Annotated in this window: 24 protein-coding genes; 18 read left to right on the forward strand and 6 right to left on the reverse strand. The window is 55.0% G+C overall.

Annotated features, from left to right (window positions below; translation table 11 throughout):
• Nucleotides 1–21 precede the first annotated feature (21 nt).
• Genes ACI2JR_RS02540 through ACI2JR_RS02610 form a run of 15 tightly spaced genes read left to right on the forward strand, consistent with a single transcriptional unit; the run spans nucleotide 22 to nucleotide 11917 of the window.
• Nucleotides 22–1161 carry a hypothetical protein gene (locus tag ACI2JR_RS02540; RefSeq protein ID WP_462477780.1) on the forward strand — a complete coding sequence of 380 codons (1140 nt, stop codon included), beginning with the start codon at nucleotides 22–24 and terminating at the stop codon, nucleotides 1159–1161.
• A 56-nt stretch (nucleotides 1162–1217) separates the two neighbouring features.
• Nucleotides 1218–2507 (forward strand): CpaF family protein, encoded by a 1290-nt coding sequence (locus ACI2JR_RS02545; RefSeq protein ID WP_462477781.1) that lies wholly within the window; start codon nucleotides 1218–1220, stop codon nucleotides 2505–2507.
• Complete coding sequence (locus tag ACI2JR_RS02550) at nucleotides 2504–3409, forward strand: type II secretion system F family protein (RefSeq protein WP_462477782.1); 906 nt, start codon at nucleotides 2504–2506, stop codon at nucleotides 3407–3409. Before ACI2JR_RS02545 ends, ACI2JR_RS02550 begins: the two co-directional genes overlap by 4 nt.
• 7 nt (nucleotides 3410–3416) lie before the next feature.
• Nucleotides 3417–4262 carry a type II secretion system F family protein gene (locus ACI2JR_RS02555; RefSeq protein WP_462477783.1) on the forward strand — a complete coding sequence of 282 codons (846 nt, stop codon included), beginning with the start codon at nucleotides 3417–3419 and terminating at the stop codon, nucleotides 4260–4262.
• Nucleotides 4250–5551 carry a tetratricopeptide repeat protein gene (locus ACI2JR_RS02560; RefSeq protein WP_462477784.1) on the forward strand — a complete coding sequence of 434 codons (1302 nt, stop codon included), beginning with the start codon at nucleotides 4250–4252 and terminating at the stop codon, nucleotides 5549–5551. The genes ACI2JR_RS02555 and ACI2JR_RS02560 overlap by 13 nt, the downstream gene beginning before the upstream one ends.
• Nucleotides 5552–5586: 35 nt before the next feature.
• Nucleotides 5587–6054: a hypothetical protein gene (locus ACI2JR_RS02565; RefSeq protein ID WP_462477785.1), complete on the forward strand. Its 468-nt coding sequence runs from the start codon at nucleotides 5587–5589 to the stop codon at nucleotides 6052–6054.
• A 25-nt stretch (nucleotides 6055–6079) separates the two neighbouring features.
• Nucleotides 6080–6445, forward strand: a complete 366-nt coding sequence (locus ACI2JR_RS02570) for a roadblock/LC7 domain-containing protein (protein WP_462477786.1) — start codon at nucleotides 6080–6082, stop codon at nucleotides 6443–6445.
• A 44-nt stretch (nucleotides 6446–6489) separates the two neighbouring features.
• Nucleotides 6490–7053: a GTP-binding protein gene (locus tag ACI2JR_RS02575; RefSeq protein ID WP_243655245.1), complete on the forward strand. Its 564-nt coding sequence runs from the start codon at nucleotides 6490–6492 to the stop codon at nucleotides 7051–7053.
• Nucleotides 7053–7526 (forward strand): roadblock/LC7 domain-containing protein, encoded by a 474-nt coding sequence (locus ACI2JR_RS02580; protein WP_462477787.1) that lies wholly within the window; start codon nucleotides 7053–7055, stop codon nucleotides 7524–7526. The genes ACI2JR_RS02575 and ACI2JR_RS02580 overlap by 1 nt, the downstream gene beginning before the upstream one ends.
• Nucleotides 7519–7914 (forward strand): hypothetical protein, encoded by a 396-nt coding sequence (locus tag ACI2JR_RS02585; RefSeq protein ID WP_462477788.1) that lies wholly within the window; start codon nucleotides 7519–7521, stop codon nucleotides 7912–7914. Before ACI2JR_RS02580 ends, ACI2JR_RS02585 begins: the two co-directional genes overlap by 8 nt.
• Before the next feature lie 43 nt (nucleotides 7915–7957).
• Nucleotides 7958–8383, forward strand: a complete 426-nt coding sequence (locus tag ACI2JR_RS02590; protein WP_462477789.1) for a prepilin peptidase — start codon at nucleotides 7958–7960, stop codon at nucleotides 8381–8383.
• Nucleotides 8384–8397: 14 nt separating this feature from the next.
• Complete coding sequence (locus ACI2JR_RS02595; RefSeq protein ID WP_132731102.1) at nucleotides 8398–8898, forward strand: TadE/TadG family type IV pilus assembly protein; 501 nt, start codon at nucleotides 8398–8400, stop codon at nucleotides 8896–8898.
• A gap of 4 nt (nucleotides 8899–8902) precedes the next feature.
• Entirely contained in the window at nucleotides 8903–9481 is a 579-nt protein-coding gene (gene tadF, locus ACI2JR_RS02600) for a tight adherence pilus pseudopilin TadF (protein ID WP_165905766.1), read from the forward strand.
• 29 nt (nucleotides 9482–9510) lie between these two features.
• Nucleotides 9511–11256: a TadE/TadG family type IV pilus assembly protein gene (locus ACI2JR_RS02605; RefSeq protein ID WP_462477790.1), complete on the forward strand. Its 1746-nt coding sequence runs from the start codon at nucleotides 9511–9513 to the stop codon at nucleotides 11254–11256.
• Nucleotides 11257–11281: 25 nt separating this feature from the next.
• A complete protein-coding gene (locus ACI2JR_RS02610; protein ID WP_462477791.1) occupies nucleotides 11282–11917 on the forward strand; it encodes a lytic transglycosylase domain-containing protein in 636 nt (211 codons plus the stop codon).
• A gap of 45 nt (nucleotides 11918–11962) precedes the next feature.
• Here the strand turns inward: ACI2JR_RS02610 and ACI2JR_RS02615 are convergent, their stop codons facing one another.
• Nucleotides 11963–12433, reverse strand: a complete 471-nt coding sequence (locus tag ACI2JR_RS02615; protein WP_462477792.1) for a helix-turn-helix domain-containing protein — start codon at nucleotides 12431–12433, stop codon at nucleotides 11963–11965.
• 297 nt (nucleotides 12434–12730) lie between these two features.
• Here ACI2JR_RS02615 and eamA point away from each other — a divergent pair, with 297 nt between their 5' ends.
• The gene (gene eamA / locus ACI2JR_RS02620; protein ID WP_462477793.1) at nucleotides 12731–13630 is read left to right on the forward strand and encodes an O-acetylserine/cysteine exporter; all 900 of its coding nucleotides are present in this window, start codon (nucleotides 12731–12733) and stop codon (nucleotides 13628–13630) included.
• A gap of 41 nt (nucleotides 13631–13671) precedes the next feature.
• Here eamA and marB read toward each other — a convergent pair whose 3' ends face one another.
• The 3 genes from marB to marR are packed head-to-tail and all read right to left on the reverse strand — an operon-like array spanning nucleotide 13672 to nucleotide 14741.
• A complete protein-coding gene (gene marB / locus ACI2JR_RS02625; protein WP_132731096.1) occupies nucleotides 13672–13878 on the reverse strand; it encodes a multiple antibiotic resistance protein MarB in 207 nt (68 codons plus the stop codon).
• 30 nt (nucleotides 13879–13908) lie between these two features.
• Complete coding sequence (marA, locus tag ACI2JR_RS02630) at nucleotides 13909–14289, reverse strand: MDR efflux pump AcrAB transcriptional activator MarA (protein WP_132731187.1); 381 nt, start codon at nucleotides 14287–14289, stop codon at nucleotides 13909–13911.
• Between the two features lie 17 nt (nucleotides 14290–14306).
• Nucleotides 14307–14741 (reverse strand): multiple antibiotic resistance transcriptional regulator MarR, encoded by a 435-nt coding sequence (marR, locus tag ACI2JR_RS02635; RefSeq protein WP_132731095.1) that lies wholly within the window; start codon nucleotides 14739–14741, stop codon nucleotides 14307–14309.
• 225 nt (nucleotides 14742–14966) lie between these two features.
• On the opposite strand from marR, the gene ACI2JR_RS02640 reads away from it, so the two are divergent.
• Nucleotides 14967–15635 carry a MarC family NAAT transporter gene (locus ACI2JR_RS02640; RefSeq protein WP_132731094.1) on the forward strand — a complete coding sequence of 223 codons (669 nt, stop codon included), beginning with the start codon at nucleotides 14967–14969 and terminating at the stop codon, nucleotides 15633–15635.
• 78 nt (nucleotides 15636–15713) lie between these two features.
• Here ACI2JR_RS02640 and ACI2JR_RS02645 read toward each other — a convergent pair whose 3' ends face one another.
• A complete protein-coding gene (locus ACI2JR_RS02645) occupies nucleotides 15714–16913 on the reverse strand; it encodes a sugar transporter (RefSeq protein WP_132731093.1) in 1200 nt (399 codons plus the stop codon).
• Between the two features lie 203 nt (nucleotides 16914–17116).
• Here ACI2JR_RS02645 and ACI2JR_RS02650 point away from each other — a divergent pair, with 203 nt between their 5' ends.
• The gene (locus ACI2JR_RS02650) at nucleotides 17117–17908 is read left to right on the forward strand and encodes a PhzF family phenazine biosynthesis protein (RefSeq protein WP_462477794.1); all 792 of its coding nucleotides are present in this window, start codon (nucleotides 17117–17119) and stop codon (nucleotides 17906–17908) included.
• 227 nt (nucleotides 17909–18135) lie between these two features.
• On the opposite strand, the gene ACI2JR_RS02655 is transcribed toward ACI2JR_RS02650, so the two are convergent.
• Nucleotides 18136–19080 carry an L-lactate dehydrogenase gene (locus ACI2JR_RS02655; protein ID WP_462477795.1) on the reverse strand — a complete coding sequence of 315 codons (945 nt, stop codon included), beginning with the start codon at nucleotides 19078–19080 and terminating at the stop codon, nucleotides 18136–18138.
• Nucleotides 19081–19167 lie beyond the last annotated feature (87 nt).

Here is a 19167-nt window from a genome sequence, read left to right on the forward strand (position 1 = left end):
TAGAATATTCTGGAGTGAAAGATGAAGTTGTTTTCGGATCTTAAAAAGAAAAGCGAGCCAGAAGTCGCGCATAAAGCGAAAAAGGGGGCCGCACAGTCAATTATGGTCATCTCCCCCGATAAAGAGATTCTTTCTGATATTAGCAGTTTGTTATTAATCAATAACTTTAATAACGTTATTAGCCACCCGTTTGATTTTTTTGCGCTGCAGGACGACAGCATTTTACGCGGCGCCGCGACGGTGATTATTGATATCGGCAACTGCAATGACGTCACGCTGATATGTGAAACGGCTACGCTGCTGATTCCTGCCAGCGCACGTCAGGTCTTTTTAGGCCACAACGACTCCATCGCTTTCGCTCAGGCGCTGATGAGCGCCGGCGTCTGCTACCTGCATATCCAGTCCCAGCTGGCGCAGCTGGCCGGGCAGCTTCAGCAGCCTGACAGCGTGCTGGCGCCGCGCAGCATGATGAAAATCAGCCTGCTGGGCTGTAAAGGCGGCGCGGGCACCACTACCGTAGCCTGGCAGCTGTTTCAGGCCATCGGTATGCAGACATCGATCCCGTCTCTGCTGGTGCAGGGCGCCAGCGGCAGCCGGGATCTTGATTTAATGACCTCCCGCACGTTGCCCAGAGACGGGGCGATCACGGCGATGGGGCCCCATCAATCCGCGCGAATTGAACCGCTGGATGCTGCCTGGACCTATGAGGATAGTCACTTTAATCCTTTCAATCTGGTGATGTTCGATCACGGCGTCTATGCCCAACCCTATGAACACCTTGAGACGGTCTTTACGCACTCCAGCACCTTGATTCTGGTGGTCAACCGCGATCTGAGCGCGCTGCGGGTGGCGAAGTATCTGCTGGATGAGAAACAGCGTGTTGACCTGTCGCGCGGCGGCAAAGAAATGCGGGTCTTCATCTGTCTCAATGAGAATCACCCCGCGCACGGCGATGAGCTACGCAATGAAGATATTGAGCAGTATCTGGGGTACCCGCTGGCGGTAATGAATCCGTGGAACGTTAAGAAAAACCAACCGTTGTCGGCCACCCCGCTCTGGCGTTTTGCCGCGCAGAGCCTGCTGGGTAAAGCCGAACCTGAGGTGGCAAAGAGGAGGCTATTTTCATCGTTATTCACATTACGTCCCGACCGTAAGTCATAGCGGATGGCGGACTTCGCCGCACGGCGGGGACATAACTTTTAAGGATAACGAAGGCGATGGATACGGAGAGCTTTGAATCACTGCTCTATTTTCGCGAGCAGGTGCTGAAGAGCGTCGATTTGGAACGGGTTGACGCGCTGCGTCACGACCGCGAGGCGTTGTTTCGTGAGATCGGTGATGTGATAACGCGGCAGGTGACTAGCAGCGGCAGGTATTTATCCACGCGCGCCAGCCACGATCTGTGTGAGCTGGTTACCGATGAGATAACCGGCTACGGCCCGCTGCGAGAACTAATGGAAGACGACACCATCAGCGATATTTTGGTTAATGGTCCGGATCGCATTTTTGTCGAGCGCTTCGGCAAACTTGAACAGGTTGATAAACATTTTCTCAACAACGATCAGCTCACCGATATCGCCCGGCGGCTGGTGTCCAGAGTGGGGCGTCGGGTGGATGATTCCCAGCCGCTGGTGGACGCAAGGATGCCGGACGGCAGCCGTCTGAACGTGGTGATTGCGCCGGTGGCGCTGGACGGCGCGTCGATCTCCATTCGTAAGTTTGGCAAGGGAAAGAAATCGCTGGCGGACCTGGCGGAGTACGGCAGCATGAACGAAATGATGGCTAATTTTTTGGTCATCGCCAGCCGCTGCCGGGTCAACATTATCGTCTCCGGGGGGACGGGGTCGGGGAAGACCACGCTGCTTAACGCGATGTCGCAGTACATCAATGAAGACGAGCGGGTGCTAACCCTGGAGGATGCCGCGGAGCTGCGTTTGCAGCAGCCGCACGTGGTTCGCCTTGAGACGCGGATGGCCGGTTCAGAAAACCAGGGCGTGGTGAATATGCGCCATCTGGTGGTGAACGCGCTGCGTATGCGCCCGGACCGGATCATCGTCGGCGAATGCCGCGGCGAGGAGGCGTTTGAGATGCTGCAGGCCATGAACACCGGTCACGACGGTTCAATGTCCACCCTGCATGCCAACTCGCCGCGCGACGCGCTGGCGCGTCTGGAAAGCATGATCATGATGTCCAGCGCCTCGCTGCCGCTGGCGGCTATACGCCGCAATATCGCCTCGGCGGTCAACATCATCGTCCAGGTATCGCGCCTGCCGGATGGTTCGCGCAAGGTTATCAATATCGCCGAGGTGATGGGCATGGAAGGGGACAATATTATCCTGCAGGACATTTTCAGCTTCGGCGCCGAAGCGGATCGCAACGAGTACGGGAAGATTCAGGGGACGTTTACCTGTTTTGGGCTGCTGCAGCGTTCGGCGGTTTACCGGCAGGCGCTGGTACACGGCCTGCTTGAGCCTTTAAAACAACTGTTCGGGAACCGGATGCCATGATGATGATCATTTTTAGCTTTCTGCTGCTGGCAGGGGTTATCCAGCTGGGGCTGTGGTATCGCCAGCAGAAGCGCATGCAGCGTTTGCAGCAGGCAGACGCTGCCCGTAACCGGGTGGAACTGACGAGGCGGCTGCTGCGCCATCCGCTGGGCGGCTGGTTATCGCGCATTATAGGCGATATGCGTCTTCATCTGCTGGGCAAGCAGCGCAGTACCGCCTTGCGCCACGGGCTGATTCTGCTGCTGGTTCAGGCCGTCAGCCTGTACATTAACCAGAATTACCTGAACCTGAGTCCGGCCATTATCCATCCCGCATTCCTGGTACTGACGCTGTACGCCCTCTATCTCAGCAGCAAGAAAAAAATGCGCCTGCAATTTGATACGCAGTTTTCGGAAGCGCTGAATATTATTAACAGCTCAATCCGCGCCGGCAACTCCGTTATTCAGGGGATTGAGCAGTGCGGGCAAAAGATTGACGGCGCGCTCGGCGATGAATTCAGACAGATAGCGCAACGCCAGGAAATTGGTGAAGATGCGGAAAGCGTTTTTATGGCCTCGTGGCGGCGCCTGCCGTTTAGTGAATACTACTTTTTCATCATTACCGTACAGCTGAACATGAAAGGCGGGGGGCAGGTCAAAGAGGTGATGTCGCGTCTGGGCACGCTGATCTCGAACGCCCGGGTGCTGGAGAAGAAAAAGTATGCCATGACGTCGGAAGTCCGCATGTCGATTAAGATCCTGACGGCTATTCCCATTTTTTTCTTTTTCTTCCTGAAATATCAGTCGCCGGCTAATTTCGACATTTTACTGCACCACCCGACGGGCCAGCTGATGCTCTATTACGCCATTTGCAGCATTTTGCTGGGGCTGCTGATTGTCTGGATGATGATGAATAAAATATAGGTGGCATATGTTTTATATAATTGCGCTGACGCTGCTGGTTTTGGGCGCCGGAGGGTTAACGCGGGCCTGGCTGCTAAAACGGCGCCGGGAGCGTCTTTATCACCTGCTCGAGCAGAGTAGCCAGCAGTTCGCTTTTATCCCGCCGGATAATACGACACCCGTTGAGCGAATAATGAGGAAAACCAGTCGTCTGGTCTCCTGGACCGCGATGCTGGATAAGAACATTGTCGCTAAAGTATTAACCGTCGTCGGCGCGACGTTACTGCTGGTGTTAATTGATGCGTCCGGGATATATATATTTTCCCGCGAGGTTCTATTTCTCTGCATTTTAGCCTGTGTGGTGGTGGTTATTTTGTTACCGAATCTGGTAAAGGAAATGACTATTAAAAAGCATATGAAAAGGATTTCTGACGACCTGCCGTTTGTTATCGATATGCTGGCGGTTTGCGTACAGTCCGGAATGACCATTGAAAAAGCCTTACGCTATATCGCCGATAATACCTATGCCATTAATCCCAATATCGCCACCCTGTTCGACAGGGCGATGCTCAAAACGGAGGTGAACGGTATTAACGCCGCCCTCGAGCAGCTCTATGAGGAGGTGCCGGGGACCGAAGTCAGAATGCTGTGCTCGACCTTACAGCAGAGTATTAAATACGGCTCTTCGATATATCAGGTACTGATCGCTCTCTCTAAAGAGATGCGCGAGCTGCAACTGCTGAATACGGAGGAGAAGGTGGCCAGCCTCTCGGCAAAAATGACGTTGCCGATGATCGCTTTCATCATGTTTCCACTGTTGGTCATCGTTGCGGGACCAGGGTTTATAGGGATGGTGTCAATGTGGTCAAATTAATCTATCGTGCGGCGTTTCTGGCGCTCTTTGTGCTGAGCGGCTGCCAGAATCAAACCGGCAGCGGCGAACTGAATGATAGTCAGCGTGAATATATTCTCAGTAAGGTCAATAACTATAACGGCTTGATCAAGCTCTACCGTGAAAAGCTCAGCCGCAAGGAAGATCAGGATACCCGTTACCGGCTGGCGGAATACTATTATCTGGCGGAAGATTTCGACTCTTCCCGCCAGTATCTGCAGCCGCTCATCGCTAACAATCCTGATGAGCGGGCGTTATTGCTGGAAAGTAAAAATCTGATGGAGCTCGGGAGTTATAGCGAAGCGCAGGCGGTGGTCTCCCGTGTGATCGGGCAGAACCCTAAAAGCGGTGAAGCCTGGAATATGCAGGGTATCCTGTTGGCGCAGGATGGCGATTTTACCGGCGCCGCCCGGGCGTTTAATCAAGCGCGGCAGCGCTTTGTTGATGACGATATCGTGATTAACAATCTGGCGATGCTGGCCATCATGCAAAACGATTACGCCACTGCCAGAGATTATCTTTTTTCTCTCTATAGCAGGGGGCATGCGAGCCAGAAAGTTCTGCATAACCTCGTCTACGTGCTGGTGAAGCTCCAGGATTTCAATGCTGCCGAAAGTATCCTGCAGCAGGAAAAGATGGCCGACCGTAGCGAAGGGCTGATGGAAGCCCTGGCGAAAGTGAATCCGCGTCCGCAGGTGCGGTCCGCTGCGCCGTCGACCCCAGCCCCGGTGTCGGTAGCGAAAAGCGCTGCGCTGCCGCTGAAGACTGCCGCGCAGACTGCTTTCGTGCCGTCGCCGGCGCGCATGACGGGCGCTGAACGTACGCCGGTCCCCGCTGAGGATGAGATCGCCCGGCTGCTGAATAATCAGCCGGCGGCGAAGCCGGCAGGGCTGCCGGAAAAGGCCTCCCTGTCGTTAACCCGCGGTCTGAAAGACGTTTCTGCGGTTCGCTCCGGGCGCCATCCCGGCTATTTCCGCCTGACGCTGGAGTCGCGGCAGGCGATTAATTTCCGCGAGCTGCCCAGCGCGGATAAAAATAAGCGTATTTTTGAATTACACAATGTCAGACTGGGGCCCGCGTTGCTGCGGGCGGCTAATGATATTCCCAGAGAATATCCTGACATCAATAAATTGACGTTTTATCAGAACCAGGCGGATGCTGTTTTAATTGAGTTTGAATTCACCCATTCGCTGGCAAAAACGAAAGTATTCCGCCTGGCCGCCAACAGGGTCCCCGGGGAACGACTGATATTTGATATTTATTATGGCTGAACCGCGTAGCCTGTTTTTATACGGAAATCATTATTATGAAAATTTATGAATACCAGAATCTGCTGGTGCAGGTACCGGCGGGCGTTTCGCATCTGATGATTGGCGCGGACGGCGTGCTGCGCGGCTACCGCACCAGGCCGGATACGTCGCTATCCCGGCCGTGGGAGAGCGGTGAAAGTATTATTCCGGCCGTGCTTAACTGGGAGAAATCACTCTCTGAGATTGCCGCGCTGCGGGAATATTCGCCGATTATTATCCACGAGTTTGCGCCGCCCGGTACCGAACGTTTCCGCGCCGGCGATAAATATACGCTGCATGCGGCCATCAATGAAGAACTCTGTTTAACCTCAGAGGTTCATGCGGTGGTCAGCTGCTATACGCCGGGCATGAAGCCGTGGTGCCAGATATTAAAACTGAAAGTCGAAGGGCTCTCTATCGACAATATCTTACTGGCAAATGTTAAAGAAGTTCTTCATGACCTGAAAGTCACAGATAAATCATAACGGGATAAAACCACAGGAGAAAATAATGGCTGAAATGGAAAAGTTGCTGGATGGGCTGGTCAACCTCGATGGCGCGCTGGGGGCCGCGCTGGTGGATGCGCGTAATGGCATGCTGTTGCACGGCGTGGGTTCCGCCGGTCTGGATATCGAAATTGCCGCGGCGGCCATTACCGATGTCCTGCGTGCCAATATCAAAATGCTGAAGTTAATGGCCAGCGGGGATGAGGTGGAAGACGTCCTGATTACGCTGGGCAAGCAGTATCACATACTGCGGCCGGTGAAGGCGGTGGACGGCGTGTTCGTTTATACCATTCTCGATCGCCGCAATGGCAATCTGGCGCTGGCCAGACGCAAAGTGACGGATGTCGAAGAGGCGATCGTCATTTTATAAGTCGCTCCGCCTGCGCCAAGCGGGCGGAGGAGATAAGGTTCGGGATGATGAAAGACTATAAGGTGATCCTGGTAGGGCGCAGCGGTTCGGGTAAGACCACGGCTATCCGCAGCGTCAGTGAAATCAACGTCGTGTCAACGGACGTGCGGGCAACCGACCGCATCGTCACGGCGAAAGAAACCACCACCGTGGGGTTTGACTACGGCGAGCTGACTATTCCCGGAGGGCAAAACCGGATGCGGCTTTATGGCGCCCCGGGGCAGGAACGCTTCACGTTTATGCGCGAGATCCTCGAACGTGGCAGCGTGGGTATCCTGCTGCTGGCCGATAATCAGCGGCCAGCAGCGCTGGAAGAGACTCGCGGCTGGCTGCGGGCGCTGAAATCCGGCCCGCTGGCGGGGAATGCGACCGTGCTGCTGGGCATTGTGAAGTGTGATTTATCCCCTTTACCCGATATTGAACAATACCAGCGGCTGCTGCGGGAAGAGGGGCTGCGCTTTCCCGTCGCTACGCTGGATGCACGCAGCCCGGAAAGGGTCTTACTCCTGCTGAAGGTGCTGTTTTGCCAGCTTGAGCGTGCCAGAAATAATGAAGAGGTGTATTCCTGATGACAAGCATACTTCCTTTTGCCATTGAAGATGCCGGTACCCTGTCTACTGAACTCAGTCAGCGAATTCAGCAACTGCTGCTGGAGTTTGCCCAGGCCCATCCCATCATGGGGGAGCTGCTGGTGGCGACCGCCGATGGTTACGAAGTCGCGGCGGTTCTCAAAGAAGAGGATCCCGGGCGGCTACATAAAATCGCGGCGATGACCAGCTCTCTGCTGGGGGTTGGCGCCGCCATGCTGAATGAAATTGACGCCGGGGAGCAGAAGGCCATTACCATCGAGGGTGCGCGGGACAATATTCTGCTCTGGCAGCTTGCCACGCAGCATTTTCCCTTGTGTCTGACCGTCGTGGCCTCCGCGCAGGAGCCCCTCGGGCAGCTTTTCTGGCTGCTGCGTCAGCTGGCGGCGGGCATTGCTGACATTTGCCAGACGCAGCCAGATCGCCAGCCGCCACAGGAATATTATTATGAGTGATCCGTTAACGATGTCCCTGGCCGTCAGATTATGTTGTGCGGATATGAGCTGTGGGTTTATTTCCGTTGCGCCGGTGCTGGGTAACCGGGAGGAGTTAATTCAGCTGCGCCTGATCTGGTATCACCAATGGCTGTTTCCTCTGAGTCGCCATTTGCAGAAAGAGACGCAAATCCCCGACGATATTTTTGCCCATCGGCTGATGCAGGCGGTGGAATTAACGGCCGCGGATATTCTCAGCGATGCAATTGCGTTGGCACCGGTACTTTACGATCGCGACAGCCGAATTATGGACAGCGTAACCCATTATTTTTCCTGGCTACCGGCGTGCGCCGTGTCGGGCTCTAACACTAATGAACTGACGGCACCAGATAAGCGCTCAGCGGAATAAAACGTTTCTCTGTTAAATAGCGTGAGGTGAGCGAGGGATTATCGTGGATATCGTATGGCTATTGACCGCCGGAATCAGCGGAGTGCTTATCTATATCTGCTATATGGATATACGCTGGCGTCGGATACCTAACCGGGCCACGCTGCTGATACTGCTGCTCTCATGTCTCGCAGGATTTGCTCATATGCCTTATCCGGCGTTCATTCTCCCCGGCATACTGCTGGCGCTGGGGTTTATCGCCGCGACGGCGAAGCTGGTAGGCGCCGGCGATATTAAGCTGGTCTGTGCGCTGGCGGTGGCGTTGTCAGCCTCGGAGACCGGGGATTTTTTACTGCTGACCGCCATCGCCGGCATTCCGCTCTCGGTTGCCAGCCTGCTGTATTTTTATTTCTTCGCCCGCGACAAACGCGCGACGGTGCCATATGCGCTGGCCATCAGCTGCGGCTACTGGCTCCAGGTATGGGTATAACGATTGGTGAATGTATGTCAAAGAAGACGAAAAGCAACCTGCGCCATTATTTATGCGGTGAGCAGGGCATTGCCGCGATGGAATTTTCGATGGTGTTTATTCCGTTTATTGTTTCGATCCTTTTTATTGCCGAGATGTGTCGGGTGGTCTTTATCTCCTCGGCGCTGGATCTGATTATCGCCGAGTCGGGGCACATTGCCGCTATTACCCGGGCGCCGGAAAACTATCAGCACTATTTTAATGATGAAATCAATAAACGGATGGCGGACTGGCCGCTGATTTCACGCGATGTCCATGTCGAGCTGTCGGTGGCCTGGTGTGACAATATTTCCGCGGTGATTCACCATACCTGCACCACAGCGGATGCGAGCCATAAGCCGTTAGCCTTTTATCAGCTGACCACCGACTATCAGCCGCTGTTTTTTTTCTTTCCTGTCCAAAGCGTCATTCGTGAATTGAGCCGCAAAATTTTACTGGTGCAGGAATTTCAGCGCGAGACGGAAAATGATGAGTAAAACGATGGGCGATATACAACGCTATCTGCGCGGCGATCGTGGATCTGTCGCGATCGAGGCCGGTCTGTACTTCGTGGTTTTTTTTCTGCTGTGCGCGCTGCTGGTGGATTTCAGCGCTGTCTTTCTGAATAAAAGCTACCTGCAGCGGGTAACCCATTCGCTGGCCAGCGTTGTGCGCGAACGGAGCGCCTTCTACGGTGAAAAAGAGGAGCTAAGCCAGCAGGATGTCAGCGACCTTTACGATCTGGCCGGCGTTTTACTGGAGGAGAGCCGCCTGGCCGGTAGCCCCTATCAGCTGGTGGTGGAGGCCGTCTTTTTTCAACCCAGCGGCAGCAAGGCGCAAAAAAACGTATTGAATACCCAGTCTTTCACCCGCGGAACCGGGAGCTGTCGCAGCAGGCTGGCGATAACCGGTACGCAAATTGCGGCGCTGTCGCCGTGGGATGCGAAAGGGCGCTGGCTACCGGTTTATCAGGTGACGATATGCGTCCCGGGGGGCGAGAGCTGGTTTAAACGCGCGTTGAACCGCGCCGGAATTCAGATCGGCGATATCTCTATCAGCAATGCGGTTATCCCGCGTTAATACCGTTCCTTATGGACGAGGTGAAAATTATGCGAAGCCTGTTTTTACGCTTTATCGTACGTCCTTTACGCCAGGAGTACGGCGCGATAACCGTGATGTTTGCCATTATGTTCCCGCTGCTGATGATGTTTTATTCCGTCGCCTGGGACGGCGCGAATTTACAAAGCAGCCGCGCCAGGCTGGCGGATGGTCTGAATCAGGGCGTGCTGGCGGTGGCCATGGCCGATAACCGCAATACCACCGCGGCGGATAAAGCGGAGAATATTACCCTGTTGCATAATTACCTTAGCTACTATGTGCCAGACGCGACGATCGCCAAAAACGATCTGCTCGTAACAGTGGCGGTGAATTACAGCAAGACGGAAACGAGTAAACTGGATTCCGTGGATTATACCGCCAGCGGTAAGATCAGCGTTAGCCCGATGATCGGCGCTCAGGAAGAGGTGGGTTTTGACTCCGCGGTGGATATCCGCGCCGACGGCGGGGCGGGTGTGGTCAGGCGCACAATCGAAGAGATAAAATACCCGACGGACTACGCGCTGGTACTGGATTTTTCAGGGTCGATGTTAAGTTCGTCATCAGAGCCCGGCCTGACCAGGATCGAATTGTTACGTAAAGTCGTCACGGAGTTTATTGGCGAGGTTTTAAATGATGACGCGGTGACGAATACCGTAGGGATTATTCCCTTTACTGCAGGGGTATCCGTTATTCTTCCTGGTGAGAATATCGCCGGAGGAAAGAGGTTTGGTTGTTCTTATGTAGGGAAATTTCTTCCGAAATATTCAAAAATAGACCTCGATTTTTGGTATAATAAAATGAGATTTACAACCACAATAGATACTCCCACGGAATTAATGCAATCATATTATTATGATTCATTACTCTACGCCTGGTATCAAAATGTCGTTTCTCCGGCGACCGGATATACTATAAACAACATGGTTAGTAGAGGCTGGTGCGTTCAAAACGATCAGTTCGGTAGTGGTGTTGGAAAAGCCAAACATAGTTGTGATGCTGATCCCCGAGCTAATCTTTTTAATCATTATTCTGAATTTAAGGAAAACCGCGCAACGGCGCATGAGCTTATGTATTATGCGTATTCACAACGGACAATCTTCAATACTGTAACGACGGATTTTGACGGTTTAGTTGCGGACGGTTATATGTTTTCAGAAGAATCTGTAAAAACTTTTGAATATGTCGTTAATATCATTAATAATCGGCCGTTTCTTTATGATTGTTATTCGACGTTTGGTAGTATTAGTGCCAGTGCAGCCAGCGATATTCTGAAGAGTAAGACGGCGAAGCCAGCCTCTTATCTTATTGAGTTAACCAGCGATCGCCAGATAATCGATAAATTCAGGGAGATGAATGTCACTGATGGCACAACCTATGTCACTTCAGGACTACTGCGCGCGCTTCCCGTTATCGCCAAAGGAAATAACCCAAGGAAAGCAATCATTGTCATATCAGATGGTATTGATATTGATGGCGGCACTCTGACCCGAAAACTATTTGATCAATATGATTTGTGCAAACGCATCAGAGAAGGGCTGCTGCGCTATCCTGATGGGACGTCTACGCAACTGGCGGATATATTCTTTATTTTCACCGTCAATAGCTCAGAAACGGCCACCGCTCTCGATCTGTGGCGCAACCACTGCGCGGGCGATAACGTGTTTCTCGCCACTAACTACCAGGACATTATTAACGTCCTGACGGGAATCGCTAAGAAATCCTCGGTGAAATTTATCAATAAAAACGAGCCGGAATAACCACCGGGCAGACAGGGAGGTCAGAATGTTGGATTTGGCTGTTTTGGCCGATCGGTGCGCGCCAGACGTCGCGCCCCAGGTACTGGAACGTTTAATGAAAGTGGAGTCGTCGTTTAATCCTTACGCCATTGGCGTGGTGGGCGGACGGCTGGCGCGCCAGCCCCGGCATAAGGAAGAGGCTATCGCTACCGCACAATACCTCGCACAGGCGGGCTGGAATTTTTCGCTGGGGCTGGGCCAGGTGAATCGCCATAACCTCGATAAATACGGACTGGATTATGAAACCGTCTTCGATCCCTGCCATAACGCTCGCGCCGCTGCCGCTATTTTTAATGCATGTCTGCGGCGCGCATCGGTAAAGTTTTCCCCGCAGCAGGCGCAGCTGGCGGCCTTTTCCTGTTACTACAGCGGCAACTTCCGGCGGGGATTTCTCCCCGAAGGTCAGGCGCAGACCAGCTACGTTGAGCGGATCATGGCGGTAAAACCGACGCTTACGGCAGGTGGCGCGGTGCCGATTGCGGTCATTGCGGACGGTAAACCTCGCCCAACGGCGAAAACCCCCGCGGTTAAAAAAAACCGGCAAACGTCTTCCGGGGCGAAGCTATCCCAGGTCGCTGGCGCTTCATCACCCCGGGGCGTGAAAGCTTTGCGGGGCGACTAGCCGGGGTATGCTATGCCAGCGGGGGATGGCGGCAGGGCAAAACAACTATTTGCGCAATAGCCGCTGCAGCCGCGTCTGGCGCCAGCTGCGGATAACGCTGCCAAAAACAAACAGGCGCAGACCTCTTACCAGCAACAAGGTTCCCCAGATCGCGGCTACCCACGCAGACCAGTAATAGCCCGGGTCGGTGAACCGGTTAAGGAGCGCCAGCAGCAGGCAAATCACCACCGCGGTCGCCAGCGAGCGGAAAAAGCGGCTTTCCTGCTGCACGCGCGCTTTCGCCTCTTCGATGCGCAGATCGAGGGACTCTTCATGACCCGCCGGCGAATGGCCGGTAATATCGGCAACGTTAACGTTAAAAACGGCGGCGAGGGCGCTGAGGGTTTCCAGCCCCGGGCGGTCGCCGTTCTCAATGCGTTGAATGGTGCGTACGCTGACGCCGGCCATCTCGGCTAACTGTTCCTGGGACCAGGCGTGCTGCAGACGTAATTGTTTAACCTGAGTGCTGCTGTTCATCTTGTCTATCTCCGGGTGAAAACCTGAGATGGAGTGTGGCGTACGCCGCCGGCGGGCGCCACGATCCGTACCCGACAGCGACCCGACATTAACCTGACAGCCGCATGCCGCCTGGGCTTACGCGTTGACGGCGCAACAATCTATTCAGAAATAACATGCCCTCAGACGCTTGTATAGGGATGCCAGGGGTCAGAGTGTGCGCCGTACCCCTGCCAAGAATAATGATCTATCCGGCGGCCGTTTTTTTCGGTACTTTGATTTTGTTCACAAAAATTCGCATAACTACAGAGGCAGGGTATGACACGTAAAGACGGGCTGCTGGCGCTGCTGGTGGTCGTGGTATGGGGGCTTAATTTTGTGGTGATTAAGCTCGGGCTTCATCATATGCCGCCGCTGATGCTGGCGGGGCTGCGTTTTTTACTGGTGGCCTTTCCGGCGCTGCTGTTTGTCGCCCGGCCTAAAATACCGCTGCGTCTGCTGCTCGGCTATGGCCTGACCATCAGTTTTGGTCAGTTTGCCTTTCTGTTCTGCGCCATCAGTCTTGGCATGCCGGCTGGACTGGCCTCGCTGGTGCTCCAGGCGCAGGCGTTCTTCACCATTATTCTCGGCGTTTTTGCCTTCGGCGAACGTTTACAGGGAAAACAGCTGGCGGGGATCGCGCTGGCTATTTTTGGCGTGCTGGTTCTGGTGGAGGCCAGCCTCGGCGGCCAGCACGTGCCGGTGGTTGGCTTTATGCTGACTCTGGCGGCGGCGCTCAGCTGGGCCTGCGGTAATATCTTTAATAAGAAGATCATGTCCCACCAACAGCAGCCGCAGATCATGTCGCTGGTGGTCTGGAGCGCGTTAATTCCCGTGCTGCCGTTTATGCTCGCGTCGTGGCTGATTGACGGCCCGCAGGCGATGGCGGAAAGCCTGCTGCATATTGATACGCTGACCGTGTTTTCGTTGCTGTATCTGGCGTTCATCGCCACCATTGTCGGCTACGGGATCTGGGGAGCGCTGCTCGGACGCTATGAAACCTGGCGGGTGGCGCCGCTGTCGTTACTGGTGCCGGTCGTCGGGATGGCGAGCGCGGCGCTGCTACTCGGCGAAACGCTAAACGGCCTGCAGCTGCTGGGGGCGGTGCTGATTATGGCCGGGCTGTATATCAACGTTTTCGGTCTGCGGATACGGCGGCCAGGGGCGGTAGTGAGATAAAAAAAGCCCCGTAAACGGGGCTAAATGCTCGGGTAGTGCAGTTAATTGTAATACGGTACGCCTAATTCATCCGATTTGTCGCTACCGGCAGCCATATGATTGAAATCAAATGGAGAATCATTATGTTCGGAAGGCATAATCATCGCATCGCGGTGGTTGTGACGAACCGGCGTGGTGGTTTGCTCCGCATAGCTCTGGCTGGAAGCCAGTGCGGCCAGAACAATGGCAGCGGCAGCGAATAGTTTCATGATTTCCTCAATACGTCTTTTTGCAGGCGGTTAACAACAGTTGTTCAGTGGCATCAGGTAGCGGGATTCACCCGGCATATTGGTCATGCGATATTTATGCGGCGGAACGTCAAAATAGTTTTTAAAGGTTCGCGTCAGCGTTTGTTGCGATTCAAACCCGTAGCGCTCGGCGAGGTACAAAATCGGCTCATCGCTCTGCTTGAGCTTTTGCGCGATTTCCGTCAGCTTGCGGCTGCGGATGTACTGGCCTAAAGAGTGACCGGTCTCTTTTTTAAACATTCTTTGCAGGTGCCATTTGGAGTAACCAGAACGCTCGGACACTTTTTCCAGTGACAGGGGCGATTCCAGGTTATCTTCAATCCACGACAAAATACTATGGATAGTGATGGCGTCATTATTGCGTCTGGACATCATCTTACCTCTTCTTATTACGGCAGAACTTTCTTGAGTAGATGCTCTAGGGTGACCACTTCATCCGCCGACAGATTTTTTGTTAATTCCTGGTGCAATTTCTGACCCACAACCTGATGACACTGCTCACAAAGCGCCGCGCCGTCCGGTGTTAATTGCACCAGTACGCCGCGTTTGTCATTGGGGTTGGGTAACCGTTCAATCCAGCCTTTACAGACCAGCCGGTCAAGCATGCGCGTCATTGCGCCTGGATCGACCGAAAGCACGGTTTTCAGCTCAACGGGGGTAATACATACTTCGCAACGAATGGAACAGAGCACCCGGAACTGGGTGGAAGTAATATCCATCGGTGAGAGGTACTCGTTGAGCAGGCGATCTTTTTTCTGGTTAACCATCTGGATCAAGCGACCAAGGGGGATCATTTCGTTAAACAGGTCACTTGTGCTTTTCACAATGGTTGCCCAGGCAATTATTTAATTGCTGAGGATATTATTGCCCAGGCAACAATAAGTCAACCTGATGGATGGAACGATCACACGATTTGCTAAAGCGCGTCTGCGCAGACCCGGCGAGGGGCGTGCGGCGCGAATATCGGCGCTGGTACGAGGCGGGCAAGCAACGCTATACTCTGGGGGTAAAGTTTTTAATTATTAATATTAACAGGGGCTTAATTAATCATGATGGAACTTTTTCAAGCGATAGGGCTGGGGCTGGTGGTCATTTTACCGTTGGCAAACCCGCTAACCACCGTCGCGTTGTTCCTTGGGCTGGCCGGCAACATGAACAACGCCGAGCGCAACCGACAATCGCTGATGGCCTCGGTATATGTCTTTATTATTCTGGCGGTGGCGTGGTATGCCGGCCAGGTGGTGATGAATACCTTTGGGATCTCAATCCCCGGTCTGCGTATCGCCGGCGGGCTGATCGTGGCCTTTATTGGTTTCCGGATGCTGTTCCCGCAGCAGAAAGCGCATGACTCGATGGAAGCCAAAATGAAATCGGAAGAGCTGCAGGACGAACCCACGGCCAATATCGCCTTCGTTCCGCTGGCGATGCCGAGTACCGCCGGGCCGGGGACTATCGCGATGATCATCAGTACGGCGTCGACGGTGAAGCACGGCGTTGATTTTCCCGGCTGGGTGGTGCTGGCGGCGCCGCCGATGACTTTTGCGCTGGTTGCGCTGATTCTGTGGGCCTGCCTGCGCAGCTCCGGGGCGATTATGCGCCTGGTCGGTAAGGGCGGTATCGAGGCGATTTCCCGTCTGATGGGCTTCCTGCTGGTTTGTATGGGCGTGCAGTTTATTATCAACGGGGTGCTGGAAATTATCACCACCTACCACGTCTGATACCGCCCGCGAGGGGGTAAAAAAAAGCCTGCCGTGAGGACTCCGGCAGGCTTTTTTATCCGCGATTGACGCACGCAGTCAGGAGTGATGCGGCTGATGATCGTCCAGCGATACCGGCCAGCGGCGGAAGATCATCACCGCCCACACCAGCGCCACCAGCGCCGGGATGGCGCCGACGTAGCCGATCGAGGCCATAGAGAGATGAGTGCTGACCTGGCTGCCGACTAACGCGCCGGCGCCAATCCCGATGTTAAAGATCCCCGAGAACAGCGACATCGCCACATCGGTGGCATCCGGCGCCAGCGCCAGGACCTTAACCTGCATCCCCAGGCCGATAATCATAATGGCGACGCCCCAGAAGATGCTCAGCAGCAGCAGATGGTTGGGGTTGTGCGATGCCGGCAGCAGCAGCAACAGGCTCGCCAGCAGCAGGCCAATGGCGATGCTAATCAGCCCGGAAGCGTGCTGGTTGCCCAGCTTACCGAACAAAATGCTGCCGATGATCCCCGCGCCGCCCAGCACCAGCAGCAGCACGGTGGCAAAATTACCGCTCATGCCGGCGACCGTCTGGACAAACGGCTCGATGTAGCTGTAGGCGGTGTAGTGCGCGGTCACCACGATGACGGTCAACAGATAGATGCTCAGCAGGGCCGGACGGCGAAACAGCAGCGGCAAACTTTTTAACGAACCCGAATGTTCGCTCGGCAGTTTTGGCAGCAGTTTGTACAGGCACACCAGGGTCACCAGCGCCCCCAGGCCAATCGCCAGGAAGGTGGTCCGCCAGCCGAAATACTGGCCGACAATACGCCCAATCGGAATACCAAAGACCATCGCCAACGCGGTACCGGTGGCAATCAGACTCAGCGCCTGCGCGCGTTTGCCCGGCGGCGCCATACGGATAGCCAGCGCCGAGGTAATAGACCAGAACACCGCGTGAGCGAAGGCGATACCGATACGGCTAATCACCAGCACGTTAAAGTTCCAGGCAAAGAACGACAGCACGTGGCTGGCAATAAACAGGATGAACAGGCCGATCAGCAGGCGACGGCGCTCCATCTGGCTGGTCAGCAGCATAAACGGCAGCGACATCAGCGCGACCACCCACGCGTAGATAGTCAGCATCATGCCGACCTGGGCCGTTTCCATGTCGAAGCTGTCGGCGATATCGGACAGCAGGCCGACCGGAGCGAATTCGGTGGTATTAAAAATAAAAGCAGCGATCGCAAGCGTGACAACCCGAAGCCACGCGACCTTGCGTGAAACCGTGTTTGTAATCATAGATTCTGAGCTGGCTACTAAAGAGGAAGAAGAGGTAGCGATCTTAAAACGATTACTGATGAAAATACAATCGTTTTGTGATCTGGATCTCATATTGCCGTTCGCGCCGGTTCATAAGCTAAAGGATTAATTTTTATATAGATCGTGTGCATGCCACGCTTTTATGGCATGTTGAAGGTAAGGAAAAAAGGAAGGGCCCTATTATGCAGGATATTGATTTTTACCTGGTGGATGCGTTTAGCGACCGCAATTTTGGCGGCAATGCCGCCGCGGTGTGTCCGCTCACCGAATGGTTGCCGGATGAAACGCTGCTTAAAATGGCGCAGCAGCACAACCAGTCCGAAACCGCCTTTTTCGTGCGCACCGATGAGGGGTTTGAACTGCGCTGGTTCACAACCCTGGACGAAATTAACCTCTGCGGCCACGCCACGCTTGCCGCGGCGCACGTGATTTTTGAGTATCTCGATCATCCTTCTGCCACTATCGTTTTCAGCACCCGCTTTGTCGGGGAGCTGAAGGTGACGCGTAACGGCGACTGGCTGACGCTGGATTTCCCGGCGTGGTCCACTGACCCGGTCAGCGCTCCGCCGGCAGAGCTGCTGGCCGGGCTCGGGCTAAGCGAGGCGCTGGAGGTGCGCGCAGGGCGGGACTATCTGGTGATCCTCAACGATCGCCAGCAGGTGCAAGCGGTCCGCCCGGATATGCAACAGCTGCAGCGCCTCGGCAAAATGATTTGCGTCAGCGCGGCGGACGATGAGTATGACTTCGTCAGCCGTTTCTTCTGCCCGGGTGAGGCGGTGCCCGAAGATCCGGTGACCGGCTCGGCGCACAGCATGTTGATTCCCTACTGGGGCGCCAAACTGGGTAAAACCATCATGCAGGCGCGGCAGGTGTCGGCGCGGGGGGGCGATCTGCGCTGTCAGTGGTTGGGTGAGCGGGTGCTGATTGGTGGCCAGGCGACAACTTATATGATTGGCACCATCACGCTACGTTGAGGTAAAGCGGCGAAAGCGATTCCCATGTAGCGGCTCCCGACCTTCAGCGAACGGTCTTTTGCCGGTAACCCGGCGGCGCTTCGCGCTGTGAACTGCCGGGCGGCCAGGCGGTGACCTGGCTGCAGGGGAAAATCTTTCTACGCTGAACGTGTTCCCGCCCGCTAAACACCGCTGGCGGGGAAAACGGCCCGCTTAGCGGCCGAAAGCGCGGACGCTAAGCCGCGATCTTATCCGAGGCGGGCGATATTGGCCTTAATCACCGCCACCGAATGGCGGAATTTCTCGCTTTCCTCCGGCGCTAATTGCAGTTCGATAATTTGCTGCACGCCGTTTTGCGCCAGCACGGCCGGGACGCCGACCGCCGCGCCTTGGACGCCGTACTCACCGTCGAGAATGCAGGAGATGGCGAGAGCGCGATGGCTGCCGGTAAAGATATTGCGGCAAATTTCAGCGATGGTTCCGGCGACGCCATATTCGGTGCAGCCTTTACCGGCGTAGATCTCAAACCCGAGTTTGCGCACCCGGTCGGCGATTTGCTGACGGTCCAGCGCCTTACCGGTATGTTTTTGGTAAACCTCGGCAATCGGTGAGCCGTACACCGACGAGTGGGACCACACCGGAAACTGGGTATCGCCGTGTTCACCGAGAATGAAAGCATCGATACTCTGGGCGCCAATATCCAGCGCCTGCGCCAGCACCCGGCGCAGGCGGGTGGTATCCAGCCAGACGCCGGTACCGATCACCTGGCCGCGCGGCAAGCCGGAAAGCTGCCACACCTGCCAGGTAATAATATCGCAGGGGTTGGTGGCAATCAGGAAGATACCGTTGAAACCGTTGGCCATCATCTGCGGGACGATGCTGTTAACGATTTTCGCCGTACGGGTCAGCTCGTCCAGCCGGCTCTCTCCCTCTTTCAGCGCGCCGCCGGAGACGGTGATCACCGCGATATCCACGTCCGCGCAGTCGCTGACCTCCCGCACTGAAATGGCCATCATTCCCGGCATATAGGCGGCGGCGTCGCTCAGGTCCTGAGCATGCGCCTGGGCCCGCGTTGTATCGAGATCGACGAGGATCAGCTCTTCGCAGATATTCTGGTTTAATAAGGCATAGGCCGCCGAAGTGCCGACGTTGCCTGCACCGATGATCATCACCTTGCGCGCTTTGTTATTCATAGTCCTTTCCCGCTATCAACCGTCATGGCATAAAATTACTGCGGTTCAATCGCTTAGCGCAAGAGGATGCGGCGGGTATAAGTTAAT

The organism is Klebsiella sp. NPDC088457 (assembly GCF_044900465.1).
In the GTDB taxonomy this organism is placed as follows: domain Bacteria; phylum Pseudomonadota; class Gammaproteobacteria; order Enterobacterales; family Enterobacteriaceae; genus Klebsiella.